Origin of the sequence: Phaeovulum veldkampii DSM 11550, from assembly GCF_003034995.1 — a bacterium.
In the GTDB taxonomy this organism is placed as follows: domain Bacteria; phylum Pseudomonadota; class Alphaproteobacteria; order Rhodobacterales; family Rhodobacteraceae; genus Phaeovulum; species Phaeovulum veldkampii.
Window position 1 is genome coordinate 47,887 of the sequence record NZ_PZKF01000019.1, and the last position, 10,004, is coordinate 57,890.

The window sequence follows — 10,004 nt, forward strand, 5'->3', positions numbered from 1 at the left end:
GGCCTGCCCTAGCGCGGGGTGACACCGCGCAACCGCTCGGACCGGCGGCGCAGCAATTCGACCGTGGCCAGCAGCGCGATCGAGATGATCACGAGGATCGTCGCCACCGCCAATATCTGCGGGCTGATCTGTTCGCGGATGCCGTTCCACATCTGCCGCGGGATCGTCTGCTGTTCGTAATCGGCAATGAACAGCACCGCCACCACCTCGTCAAACGAGGTGACAAAGGCAAACAGTGCGCCCGACACCACCCCCGGCAGGATCAGCGGCATGATCACCCGAAAGAAGGTGGTGCGCGGGTTCGCCCCAAGGCTGGCCGCGGCGCGGGTCAGCGACTGGTCAAAGCCCACCAGCGTCGCTGTCACGGTGATGATGACAAAGGGAATACCCAGAACCGCATGGGCCAGAATGATGCCCGGATAGCTGTTGGCCAGCTTGAAGCCGTATTCTTCGCGCAGCGAGAAGTGGCCGATGCCGATTTCGAACGGGGAAAACGAGATCGTCGGATAGGGAAAGCCGGGGTTCGAGAAGAAGAAGAACATTCCAGTCGCCGAAATGATGATCGGCACGATCATCGGCGAAATCAGCACCGCCATGATCGTGCGCCGATAGGGCATTTCGGGCCGAGACAGGCCCAGCGCCGCCAGCGTTCCCAGAACCGTGGCCACGATGGTGGCGAACACGCCGATGATGACAGAATTCTTGGTCACCTGCACCCAGGTCGTATTGTGCCAGACATCGCGCCACCAGCTAGCATCGCGCGGCGCGTCGGGGTTCTGCATCCCAAAGGTCAACAGGCTGTCATACCAGCGCATCGAATAGCCCTCGGGGTCGAAGGCCAGCATCTTTTCGGTAAAGGTAAAATACGGCTCGGCGTTGAACGACAGCGGAATGACGATCAGGATGGGCGCGATCAGGAACAGAAAGATCAGCCCGCAGATCACCAGATAGGTGTAATGCCAGACACGTTCCAGCGGGCTTGCATAGATGGGAAGGGCCATCAGCGCTGTCTCCGGTTGGGGGTGGTGCCAGGGTTCATCGGCCTAGCCCAGTTTCAGATTGTCGATGCCGACGACGCGGTCATACAGCCAATAGAGCGCCAGAACCGCCGCCAGCAGCAGCCCCGCCAGCGCCGCCGCCAGCGACCAGTTCAGCGATTTCTGCATGTGGAAGGCGATCAGGTTGGAAATCAGTTGCCCATCCGCCCCGCCAACAAGAGCCGGCGTGATGTAATAGCCCACCGCCAGAATGAACACCAACAGCGCCCCGGCCCCGATGCCAGGCAGCGTTTGCGGCAGATAGACCCGGCGGAAGGCCGTCCACGATGAGGCGCCAAGGCTGCGCGCCGCGCGCACATAGCTGGGCGGGATCGGCCGCATCACCGAATACAGCGGCAGCACCATGAACGGCAGCAGGATATGCGTCATCGCAATGATTGTGCCGGTCTGGTTATACATCATCTGGATGCGCCCGTCTTCGCCCAGAATACCCAGCGACACCAGCACGTTGTTCACCACTCCCTGGCCCTGCAACAGCACCATCCACGAGGTTGTGCGCACCAGAAGTGAGGTCCAGAACGGCAGCAGAACAAGGATCATCAGCAGGTTCGACCGCGCAAGCGGCAGCGTGGCCAGCAGATGCGCGATCGGGAAAGCCAGAACAAGGCACAGCCCGGTGATCAGCCCCGACAGCAGAAAGGTGCGCGCGAACAATGTGACATAGACCTGCCGGTCCTGCGCAACCGAAATGATCGCGCCGGTGTCGTCGCGCGTCAGATCCAGCGCGGCAAGGTAGAAATCGGCCGTCAGCGCCGACGCGGCCGAGCGCATCACACGCCACAGCATCGGGTCGCCCCAGGTCTTGTCGATCTCCAGCAGCGCCTCGCGGTAGGGCGGTTCCAGCTTGTCGGCCTTGCGCGCCGCAGCGGTGAACAGAGAGCGTGTGCCCGGCATGTCATAGTTGATGCGCGTGCCTGCGCTGCCCGCGGTCTTGTCGGTTTTCATCTGTTTCAGATCGGCGGCCAGTGCAGCAAAGGCGGCCTCGTCGATCTGTGATCCGGCGGGGTTTTCGTCAAACCAGCGCACCAGATTGGGCGCGGCCTGGGTGAATGTGGGGTTGTAAACCGACTGGAACAGCATCTGCCCGATCGGGATGATAAAGGTCAGCAGCACAAAGAAAAACAGCGGCGCCACCAGCAGGAAGGCGCGGCGCCGGGCGCGGCCCTGCGACTTGGCCAATGCCGACTTGAGCGGCTTGCCATCGGCGGTGGTCAACAAGGCCGTGGTATCGGTCATGCACAATCCTCGGGACAAGACAGGCACCGTGCCCGGCGCACTGCGGTCGGGCACGGTTTGGGAAACTGGGCGGCGCGGGTCTGTGCGCCGCCGTGCCGGATCAGCCGGCCAGCCAGGCGTTGAAACGCTCGTTCAGCTCCACATCGTGGTCGGCCCAGAACTCGGGATCGTTGACCAGCGAATTGGTCATGTTGTCCGGGTTGGTGGGCATGTGCGGCGCCATCTCGATCTTGCCATCCTGATACAGGCCGACCAGCGAGGCCGAGGATTTGCGCGCCGGGCCATAGGCGATCCACTTGGCCTGATCGGCCAGCCGCTGGGTGTCGGTCGAGAAGGCAAGAAACTGTTTGGCCGCCTCAAGGTTCGGCGCGCCCTTCGGGATCGCCCACAGGTCAAAGTCGATATACTGGCCATCCCAGACGATCTGGAAGGGTTTGCCCTCATCGGCGATCGCGTTGAAGATACGGCCGTTATAGGCGGTGGTCATCACCACCTCGCCATCGGCCAGCAGTTGCGGCGGCTGCGCACCCGCCTCCCACCAGACCACGTCGTTCTTGATCGTGTCGAGCTTGGCAAAGGCGCGGTCCACGCCCTCGGGCGTGCCCAGCACGTCATAGACCTCGGCCGCGGGCACGCCATCGGCCAGCAGCGCCATTTCCAGCGAGCGTTTGGGCGCTTTCAGCAGGCCACGCTTGCCGGGGAACTTTTCGGTGTCGAAGAAGTCGCCGATCTTCGACGGTTTTTCGCCGGTGAATTTGGTGGTGTCATAGGCATAGATCGTGCCCCAGACGATGGTGGCCACGGCGCAATCCTGCAGCGCGCCATCCACGAAATCCTCGATTGCGGGAGTGCCGTCGGGTGCGGGCGGCAGGCTGGCCGGGTCGATCGGCTCCAGCAGGCCCTCGTCGCACAGGCGGATTGCATCCGACAGTTCGATATCGGCCAGGTCGATGGTGACGTTGCCCGCCTCGACCTGCGTTTTCAGCGGGGTCGCCGGGTTGTCGGCGTCGATCGAGTTGATCTTGATGCCGGTCATTTCTGTGAAGGGCTTGTGATAGGCCTCCACTTGGCTTTTCGTGTAGCTGCCCCCCCAGGACACCACGTTCAGCTCTTGCGCCGAGGCGGCAAAGCCCGAGGCGACCAGAGCCGTGGTCAGGATCAGTGTCGTCTTCATGTCATACTCCCGTTGTTGGTCTTGCAGTGATGACGTTTTGTCATTCTTGGCCGCGAAATGCGGCAGCATCGGCGCAGGGCACCCGCGCCGATGAAATCTTACATCGGTTCAAGCGCGCGGGCATCCTGCGGATGCCAGCCGATGCGCACATGCTGGCCCGGCACCAGCTTGGTCTGGCCCAGCGTGTTGCGGCTTTTCATCACGAAATCCTCAGACCCGGCCACCCGCAGCCGGGTGCGGAAGATGTCGCCCATATAGATCACCTCCAGCACCTCGGCATCGATCGTATGGGCGCCGGGGGGCATCATCTCGGGCTTGAACTCCACCCGCTCGGGGCGGATTGATACCAGCGTGCGCTGGCCCTTCTGGGTCACGTTCACCGGGGTCGCGTCGATCACCTCGCCGGTGGCCAGCCGCACCAGTGCCTTGCCATCCTCCAGCGCCTCGATGGTGCCGGGCAGCTTGTTGTTCTCGCCGATGAACTGGGCCACAAAGCTGTTCTTGGGGCGCTCATACAATTCATCAGGGGCGTCAAGCTGCTGGATGCGGCCATCATTGAACACCGCCACCCGGTCCGACATGGTCAGCGCCTCGCCTTGATCGTGGGTGACATAGACCACGGTCAGCCCAAGGCTTTCGTGCAGGTGCTTGATTTCAAACTGCATATGTTCGCGCAACTGCTTGTCAAGCGCACCCAGCGGTTCATCCATCAGCACCAGCTCAGGGTCGAACACCAGCGCGCGGGCCAGTGCGATGCGCTGCTGCTGCCCCCCCGACAGTTGCGCCGGGCGGCGGTTGGCAAAGGCGCCCATCTGCACCATGTCAAGTGCGCGCTTGATCTTGGCCTCACGCTCGGATTTGCCCGTCCCGCGGACCTCAAGCGGGAACGACAGGTTTTCGCCCACACTCATATGCGGAAACAGCGCGTAATTCTGAAACACCATGCCGATGCCGCGCTTGTGCGGGGGCACCTGGTTGATCGGGCGGCCATTCAGCTTGATCTCGCCGTGGGTGGCGGTCTCGAACCCGGCCAGCATCATCAGGCAGGTGGTCTTGCCCGAGCCGGACGGGCCCAGCATCGTCAGAAATTCGCCCTTGCCGATCGACAGGTTCAGGTCTTTGACGACCAGCGTTTCCCCATCATAGCTTTTCTGCACATGGTCAAATACGACGAATCCTTCGCCGGAGGCGTTAGAGGTCAAGGCGGGCTCCCCGTTCATTCTTGTGGTTCGTTTGTTCCCGTCGGCTGACTAAAACGGAACCGAGGCTCGTTTTCAACCCGTCAATTCCGGTAATGTCCGCAACCTTGATGCAAGCATGCCCGCGCGCGACAAACCGCCCGAAAACGGCGCTTGCTGCCCGCAGAGCGACCATTATGCAAATTCAGCGCGCCGCGCCTCGGCAATGCCATGGGGGCAACAGGCGGCCGGCGGGGCGGGAAAAAGCGGGCCTTGCAAGGCCGCGTCCGCGCGCTCCGCAACCGGCACCACCGGCGGCGGAGCGGTTCTGGCGTGCCCCCGATACTGGCCCACACAGACTTTCCCTCTTGTCGCGGCGCAGCGAGGCCGCTAAACGATTCGGCGGAGATGTGGCCGAGTGGTCGAAGGCACACCCCTGCTAAGGGTGCAGACGGGGAACCGTCTCGAGGGTTCGAATCCCTTCGTCTCCGCCACTTACCAAAGAAAAACCGTTCTCTTAGGTAAGCTGGCGCGAAATTTTTCCCTATATTCAAAGGCTTTAGCTGGCACCGTATTTACCTCGCACGTGCTGTGGGGTGCCGTATCCTCTCTCTATAGGCCGATATTCTCCGCAGCGGGTAACACAAGAATCGCGCTACATTCATGCTAAAGCATTGAAATTAAATGATTTTGTTAGGTATCGTAGTTCCTTTCGCTGGCAATGCCGCGATGGCAATCTGGTGCTGGCATCGAACATTGTTGTAGCGCACTTGCTATCGAGATTCACAATAAGCATATGAAATTAATTGCATTTTATCTGTCCCTGTTCATTCTGAGGATGGGGTGAGTTGCACGAGGGCCCATGCGATGAAAGCTGAAGATAAACCATCAACGTCACCCTTCGATCCTGCGGATTTCCTGGAGAACGGTGATGCGATCCTGGGGTATCTGACCGACGCCTTGGCCAGCCGTGATCCTGCTTTCATCGATGATGCCTTCGACGTGGCGCACCGTGCGGCAAAGCGGCTGGGTACGATCACAGCGACTAATTTGCGTTCCTTTGATTATGAAACCTTTTTTGCTGCGTTGGGCGCGGATGCTGAATTGGGGGATGAGTTGAAGAGTGCTGTTGCCAGGTTTCGATCCCGCACAGCTTCGCTCGTGACCAACGACACAGACCTGTTCAAAGAGCGAATGTGCCCGGCCTGCGGTGCGCAAATGCTGCGCGATGTTCGCGACATGACCTTGGAACACCGAGGGCGGTCGGACATGATCGTGATGCCCGGGTGGTACTGCGATGAGTGTGGCGAAGGTGTGCATTCCGGTGACGACATGGTCGCGTCGGATGCTGCGCTGGCGCGATTAAAAGCCGAACTTCAAGAGGCCTTTTCCGCGGATGAGCCGACCTTCAAATTGCTTGGCGCAGGGCAGGTCATCGATCGAAACCGGAAATAAGCGCATGTGGGGAAAAACATGCCGCGCTGCTTGAACAATCCCAACGATGGTCTGACCGCCCTACGGGAAATCTATCTCAGCGGCGGAATTGGCGGAGCGATCTCTGATCCGGGAGGCCTCGAAAAATACGACGCGTGAGCAATATCACTGAGGAGGGCGGAAAATGATTTCTGCAGATCACAAACGCTGCCCAACGCATCCGGGTGAGTTGCTGCGGGATGATATTTTGCCATGTATGGACTACAGTAAAACGCAGCTTGCGAAGATGCTGGGCATTTCTCGGCAGCATTTCTATGACATCTTGAATGAAAAGAAGCCCGTCAGCGCACCCGTCGCAGTGCGCTTGGGAAAGATGTTCGGAAATGGATCGTTGTTCTGGATCCGGATGCAGGGTGCGCATGACGCATGGCATGCCGAACGCGAAATCGATGTAAGTCAGGCGCCGACATTGGATGTAGCGTGACGCCCATGTTTGAATTCGAGATTGTGATCAATTTTCCCGATGGAAAGCCTGACGAGGCGGCGGTGTTGGACGCTTTGTTTCAAGCGGGGCTGGATGACACGATTGTTGGGACCGGCCGGTCGGATAGGATCGCACTCGGTTTTACACGAGATGGCCCCGACTTGGAGCAAGTCCTTACGGCCGCGGTGGCGCAGGTCGTTGCCGCGTTTCCATCAGCTTTGGTACAAGTTTTGGACTTGGCCGTGCTGGGTGACGTGAGGGGCAAGGCCGAAACCATTCGCCGAGTTCGCGCACTTGCAGCCCAGAAGGCTGCTGCTGGCGCCAGTGCTGCTTGCAGTCAGGACTTTCTGTACGGACCTGATGGCCTGCCATGATTGGCAGCCGGCAAAGCGGTCATAAAAATTTCCACCAGGGGGAATTTGCCTTCGACCGAAAGTTCAATTCTCGCCATCGAGCAGGCCCTTCTGCCGAGCCTCTTCACGTGCGGCGTCTAAGATTTCGCTTAATGAGCGCTTGCTAACCCCACTCGCTTCCGCGCGTTCAAGCATTACGCGAAGTTCATTGATGGCTGTATCACGCCGTTCCTGGTCGCGTCGGACAAGATCGCGAAAGTATTCGCTAACATTCCCATAACGACCGGCGCTGACTTGTGCTTCAACCCAGTCGTTCATTTGGTCTGGCATCGAGATTGTCAGTCGAGACATGCTTTCGGTTCCTTGGCCGTGAATCATAATAGTTCATACTATATCATAAAATGCCCAAAACTTCAAGGTGCTGAGCAATAAGATCGGCTCTGCCGATGCGCGGCCGTTCGGGCTCATGCGGAGAACAGCAGCGGCAATCTCCGCATTTTGTGCGGATAATGTCTTGAGCGCACTCCCATATAGCCGGCCACGACCTGCGTCGGACGGCTCACGTCCACGCGGACGTTCGGTTTCATGGCATATCGTGGTAGCCGAGCTCCCAGCGTTGCTCGGCCCACATCGGCGTGAAGGGGTCGAGCAACTCACGAAGGGTTTTGTTCGGGTTTCGGCCTTTCAGGATCGCCTCGACGATGTCAGGCGCCAGGGTTGTTAGTCGCATGGTGCGGATCATGTAGGAGGCTGGAATTTTCTCGTGCTCAGCCAAGTCTTTAATCGACGCAAAATGCCCTTCATCAACAAGTCGTTTCCAGCGATGCGCCCGCGCGAGCGATTTTATCAGCGCGTTATCCAGTTTGGGCGGTGGTGTGGCAAAATCTGGCAGGACCATCTCTTTGCGCCCGCCGCGCCGTTTGAGCTTGAAGGGAATGGTCAGTGTGATGGTTTCAGTTGTGGTGGTCTTGTCCGTCATGCTGCGTCCTTTCTGGGGAGAGTTCGGGATTTCAGGTCCTGTGCAAGGTGGCACAGACCGTCGACACGCAGGTGCACCTTCATATCCGTCTCGGAAACGTCGATGTGATCGATCAGGATCGAGGCAATGCGCGCTTGTTCAGCCGGGAACAGTTCGCTCCACAGCGGGTCAAGGCTTTTGAGCGCAGCGTGGATATCCTGCTCGCTGCAGGCCCGCTTGTCGATTGCCGCGTTGCGCCAGGCCTCGGCCACGATTTCGGGTTGACGGAAGACTGCGCGCAACTGCGCCGTTACATTGGCTTCGATTTCACCGGCGGGGATGCGGCCCACAGGACAGCTGCCAGCACCGTGCTTCAAGATCGTCTGGCTGACATAGTAGCGGTAAAGGCGGTTGCGCTTGCGGGTGTGGGTCGGCGAAAACATCGCGCCGTCAGGTCCGCGTATGAGGCCGGCCAGCAGTGAAGGGGTCTGTTTACGGGTGCTGGCAGCGCGAATGCGCGGGTTTTCACTATTAATCGCGCGGGCCTTTTCCCAGGTTTCCATGTCGATGATGGGTTTGTGCAGGCCGGGATAGGTCTCGTCCTTGTGCACGATCTTGCCGATATAGATCGGATTTGTCAGGATCCTATAGGCGTAACTATTGCTGATTGGATTGCCTTTTGGCGTCCTCAAACCGCGTTTTTCTGCCTCTTTGGCGACGAGTAGGGTCGAGCCGAGGCTGATGAACCGCTCAAAGATCCACCGCACATCTGCGGCTTGGGCGTTGTTGATCTCAAGCCGGCGGTTGATACAAACGTAGCCATATGGTGGGACGCCGCCCATCCACATGCCTTTCTTCTTCGAAGCCGCGACCTTGTCGCGGATGCGCTCGGCGGTCACTTCGCGCTCGAATTGGGCGAAGGAGAGCAGGATGTTCAGCGTTAAACGTCCCATCGAGGATGTGGTGTTGAACGATTGTGTCACGGAGACGAAGGTCACGTTATTTCGCTCGAAGGCCTCTACGAGTTTGGAAAAGTCCATCAGCGAGCGCGATAGACGGTCGATCTTGTAGACCACGACCACATCGACCAAGCCGTCCTCGATATCGGCCAGCAGCTGTTTCAACCCGGGCCGCTCCAATGTGCCGCCGGAAATGCCGCCGTCATCATAGTGTTCACGAAGGGCGACCCAGCCTTCTGAGCGCTGACTGGCGATGTAGGCTTCACAGGCTTCGCGTTGGGCGTGAAGCGAGTTGAACTCTTGCTCGAGCCCTTCCTCGCTGGATTTGCGCGTATAGACCGCGCAGCGCATCTTTCTGGGTGCCGGTTTTGTCATTTGCGCTTCCTGTAATTGTTGAGGCCGAAAAACACCGGGCCGTTCCAGCGAGTGCCGGTGATGGCCCGCGCAATGGCGGAGAGGGATTGATACGGGCGGCCTTGCCATTCGTAGCCATCGGCGGTGACGGTCACGACGTATTCTTCACCTTGCCACTCACGGATCAGGCGGGTGCCTGCGATGGGCTTGAGATCGTGGCGAATGCGCCTTTTGGCGGAGTTGTCGCCGTCCCATTTCTCAGCCAATTCCTCGAGTCGCTTGCGGGTCTCTGGTTTCAGGCCGCCATAGGCGAGCTCCTGGATGCGATAGCTCAGACGGGTTTCCAGGTAACGCCGGGTGAAGGGCGGTGGTTCTGTCCCCATCAGGTCGCGCCAGATTTCGCGCAATTCGGTGGGCGTTTTAATTCTGAGAGCTGCGACGCGGGCGTAGACGGGATCTTCTTTGGTCATGGGACCTCCTTGTGAGTTGGTTCCGCATGAACGCTCCGTCTTGCGCGAAAGTGTAGAGAACTTTCTCTATTATATTCAGTGTGTTGCCTGCTTTTTCGAGCGCGCATCCGCAAATACCCAACAGCAAGGATCTTGCACAATTCAGCACGCCGCTCGCGTGGCGTCATTTTCGTAGGATGCAAAGCATTGGCCGCAGTCAGCGGCGCGAAGATATCGTCGTACATTTTGGGTTCTCTCAGATTTGTACGCTGAGAGAACCGTCCTCTTCTCACTTATTCAAGTAAAAACAATAGCTTGTCGGTTTGTGTCGGTTTGTGGCGCCTTATGTCGGCGGCTCGGCTTAAAC

The 10,004-nt window shown here is 59.1% G+C and carries 11 protein-coding genes and 1 tRNA gene; 4 read left to right on the forward strand and 8 right to left on the reverse strand.

Going from position 1 to position 10,004, the window contains the following annotated elements:
• Positions 1-8 precede the first annotated feature (8 nt).
• From C5F46_RS09725 to C5F46_RS09740, 4 genes are all read right to left on the reverse strand, one after another.
• Complete coding sequence (locus tag C5F46_RS09725) at positions 9-1,001, reverse strand: ABC transporter permease (RefSeq protein ID WP_107325160.1); 993 nt, start codon at positions 999-1,001, stop codon at positions 9-11.
• A gap of 42 nt (positions 1,002-1,043) precedes the next feature.
• Positions 1,044-2,294, reverse strand: a complete 1,251-nt coding sequence (locus C5F46_RS09730) for an ABC transporter permease (protein ID WP_107325161.1) — start codon at positions 2,292-2,294, stop codon at positions 1,044-1,046.
• Between the two features lie 100 nt (positions 2,295-2,394).
• Positions 2,395-3,468 carry an ABC transporter substrate-binding protein gene (locus tag C5F46_RS09735; protein ID WP_107325172.1) on the reverse strand — a complete coding sequence of 358 codons (1,074 nt, stop codon included), beginning with the start codon at positions 3,466-3,468 and terminating at the stop codon, positions 2,395-2,397.
• Positions 3,469-3,566: 98 nt separating this feature from the next.
• Positions 3,567-4,688, reverse strand: a complete 1,122-nt coding sequence (locus tag C5F46_RS09740) for an ABC transporter ATP-binding protein (RefSeq protein WP_107325162.1) — start codon at positions 4,686-4,688, stop codon at positions 3,567-3,569.
• 362 nt (positions 4,689-5,050) lie between these two features.
• On the opposite strand from C5F46_RS09740, the gene C5F46_RS09745 reads away from it, so the two are divergent.
• From C5F46_RS09745 to C5F46_RS16885, 4 genes are all read left to right on the forward strand, one after another.
• A tRNA-Ser gene (locus C5F46_RS09745) sits at positions 5,051-5,140 on the forward strand.
• Between the two features lie 373 nt (positions 5,141-5,513).
• Positions 5,514-6,101: a YgiT-type zinc finger protein gene (locus C5F46_RS09750; RefSeq protein WP_107325163.1), complete on the forward strand. Its 588-nt coding sequence runs from the start codon at positions 5,514-5,516 to the stop codon at positions 6,099-6,101.
• 163 nt (positions 6,102-6,264) lie between these two features.
• Positions 6,265-6,564 (forward strand): HigA family addiction module antitoxin, encoded by a 300-nt coding sequence (locus tag C5F46_RS09755; RefSeq protein ID WP_107325164.1) that lies wholly within the window; start codon positions 6,265-6,267, stop codon positions 6,562-6,564.
• A 5-nt stretch (positions 6,565-6,569) separates the two neighbouring features.
• Complete coding sequence (locus C5F46_RS16885) at positions 6,570-6,938, forward strand: hypothetical protein (RefSeq protein WP_201161496.1); 369 nt, start codon at positions 6,570-6,572, stop codon at positions 6,936-6,938.
• Positions 6,939-7,001: 63 nt separating this feature from the next.
• On the opposite strand, the gene C5F46_RS09765 is transcribed toward C5F46_RS16885, so the two are convergent.
• The 4 genes from C5F46_RS09765 to C5F46_RS09780 form a co-directional block, all read right to left on the reverse strand.
• The gene (locus C5F46_RS09765) at positions 7,002-7,268 is read right to left on the reverse strand and encodes a type II toxin-antitoxin system ParD family antitoxin (protein WP_107325173.1); all 267 of its coding nucleotides are present in this window, start codon (positions 7,266-7,268) and stop codon (positions 7,002-7,004) included.
• A gap of 232 nt (positions 7,269-7,500) precedes the next feature.
• Complete coding sequence (locus C5F46_RS09770) at positions 7,501-7,896, reverse strand: hypothetical protein (protein ID WP_107325165.1); 396 nt, start codon at positions 7,894-7,896, stop codon at positions 7,501-7,503.
• A complete protein-coding gene (locus tag C5F46_RS09775) occupies positions 7,893-9,209 on the reverse strand; it encodes a recombinase family protein (RefSeq protein WP_107325166.1) in 1,317 nt (438 codons plus the stop codon). Before C5F46_RS09775 ends, C5F46_RS09770 begins: the two co-directional genes overlap by 4 nt.
• Positions 9,206-9,658, reverse strand: coding sequence for a DUF2924 domain-containing protein (locus tag C5F46_RS09780; RefSeq protein ID WP_107325167.1), 453 nt, complete (start codon positions 9,656-9,658; stop codon positions 9,206-9,208). Before C5F46_RS09780 ends, C5F46_RS09775 begins: the two co-directional genes overlap by 4 nt.
• Positions 9,659-10,004: the final 346 nt, after the last annotated feature.

What these genes read in the sequence shown, in the direction of transcription:
- C5F46_RS09775 (WP_107325166.1), bottom strand. Translation starts at nt 9,209, where the DNA reads ATGACAAAACCGGCACCCAGAAAGATGCGCTGCGCGGTCTATACGCGC.
- C5F46_RS09740 (WP_107325162.1), bottom strand. Translation starts at nt 4,688, where the DNA reads ATGAACGGGGAGCCCGCCTTGACCTCTAACGCCTCCGGCGAAGGATTC.
- C5F46_RS09780 (WP_107325167.1), bottom strand. Translation starts at nt 9,658, where the DNA reads ATGACCAAAGAAGATCCCGTCTACGCCCGCGTCGCAGCTCTCAGAATT.
- C5F46_RS09770 (WP_107325165.1), bottom strand. Translation starts at nt 7,896, where the DNA reads ATGACGGACAAGACCACCACAACTGAAACCATCACACTGACCATTCCC.
- C5F46_RS09755 (WP_107325164.1), top strand. Translation starts at nt 6,265, where the DNA reads ATGATTTCTGCAGATCACAAACGCTGCCCAACGCATCCGGGTGAGTTG.
- C5F46_RS09730 (WP_107325161.1), bottom strand. Translation starts at nt 2,294, where the DNA reads ATGACCGATACCACGGCCTTGTTGACCACCGCCGATGGCAAGCCGCTC.
- C5F46_RS09765 (WP_107325173.1), bottom strand. Translation starts at nt 7,268, where the DNA reads ATGTCTCGACTGACAATCTCGATGCCAGACCAAATGAACGACTGGGTT.
- C5F46_RS16885 (WP_201161496.1), top strand. Translation starts at nt 6,570, where the DNA reads ATGTTTGAATTCGAGATTGTGATCAATTTTCCCGATGGAAAGCCTGAC.
- C5F46_RS09750 (WP_107325163.1), top strand. Translation starts at nt 5,514, where the DNA reads ATGAAAGCTGAAGATAAACCATCAACGTCACCCTTCGATCCTGCGGAT.
- C5F46_RS09735 (WP_107325172.1), bottom strand. Translation starts at nt 3,468, where the DNA reads ATGAAGACGACACTGATCCTGACCACGGCTCTGGTCGCCTCGGGCTTT.
- C5F46_RS09725 (WP_107325160.1), bottom strand. Translation starts at nt 1,001, where the DNA reads ATGGCCCTTCCCATCTATGCAAGCCCGCTGGAACGTGTCTGGCATTAC.